The sequence below is a fragment of the Mesorhizobium sp. M7A.F.Ca.CA.002.04.1.1 genome (genome assembly GCF_004022805.1).
Taxonomy (GTDB): domain Bacteria; phylum Pseudomonadota; class Alphaproteobacteria; order Rhizobiales; family Rhizobiaceae; genus Mesorhizobium; species Mesorhizobium ciceri.
Window position 1 is genome coordinate 1 of sequence record NZ_RZPL01001077.1, and the last position, 1,233, is coordinate 1,233.

The 1,233-nt window shown below is 63.7% G+C and carries 1 protein-coding gene and 1 pseudogene; one reads left to right on the forward strand and one right to left on the reverse strand.

What is annotated here, in order from left to right:
* Positions 1 to 646: ATP-binding cassette domain-containing protein (locus ENZ75_RS32260; RefSeq protein WP_128278631.1), on the forward strand; the 646-nt coding region annotated here is incomplete at its 5' end.
* A 27-nt stretch (positions 647 to 673) separates the two neighbouring features.
* On the opposite strand, the pseudogene ENZ75_RS32265 reads toward ENZ75_RS32260, so the two are convergent.
* A pseudogene (locus ENZ75_RS32265) lies at positions 674 to 1,233 on the reverse strand (carboxypeptidase M32); the annotation flags it as partial.

The window sequence follows — 1,233 nt, forward strand, 5'->3', positions numbered from 1 at the left end:
GTCAGGGGCCGGCAAGAGCACGGTGTTTTCGCTGATCCTGCGTTTTTACGATCCCGAAACAGGCAAGATCCTGATCGACGGCGTCGATGTGCGCGAGGCCGATCCCGTTTCGGTCCGCCAGCGCATCGCCATCGTGCCGCAGGACGTCACCATTTTCGCGGCAAGCGCGCGTGACAATATCGGTTTCGGCCGGCCGGGAGCCAGCAAGACCGAAATCGAGACGGCGGCGAAGGATGCACTTGCCGATGAATTCATCCTCAAGCTGGAAAAAGGCTATGACAGCCAAGTCGGCGAGCGCGGCGTGACGCTGTCAGGCGGTCAGCGCCAGCGGGTTGCGATCGCCCGTGCCATCTTGCGCGACGCGCCGATCCTGTTGCTCGACGAGGCCACCTCGGCACTCGACGCCGAAAGCGAAACGCTGGTGCAGACGGCATTGGAACGGCTGATGCAGGGCCGCACCACGATCGTCATCGCCCACCGCCTGGCAACGGTGCTGAAGGCCGACAGGATCCTGGTCATGGATGGGGGCTCGATCGTCGAGGAAGGCACGCATCAAAGCCTTGTCGCCAAGGGCGGCATCTATGCACGGCTGGCCAAGCTGCAGTTCGAAACCGGCGCCAGTGCTTTCAGGGGCGCGGCGGAATAGGCAGATCTGGCGCTGTGGCGACAGCCGCTATGCGGCTCCATAGCGCTGTTTCAGATGGTTCACGAAATAGGTGGCGTTGAGCTTTTCGCCTGTGGCGCGTTCGAGCAGGTCCGGCGTCGACCAGCGTGACCCCTGTGACCAGATTTTTTGGCGGCGCCAGTCGTTGATCGCCTCGAAATTGCCTTTGGCGAGATCCTCGTCGGCGGCAGGATGCTCCCGCGTCAGCGCCGCCCATTGCTGTGCTGCCATCATCGCGCCCAGCGTGTAGGAGGGGAAGTAGCCGAAAGCTGCCCCGGGCCAATGCACGTCCTGCATTGGCCCGTCGGCTGGGTTGTCGATGGTGGAAAGGCCGAGGTAGTCGCGCATCTTGGCGTCCCAGGCTTCGGGCAGATCGGCCACCTCCAGCCGGCCCGAGACGAGTTCCTGTTCCAGTTCGTAGCGCAGGATGACATGCAGGGGATAGGTCACCTCGTCGGCATCGACCCGGATCAGGCCGCGTCCGACGCGATGCACGTGCGGCAGGATGTCGTCGAGCGACCAGGCTTCGCCGAGATGCTTTTCAACCACTGGCAGCGCCCAGCGCCAGA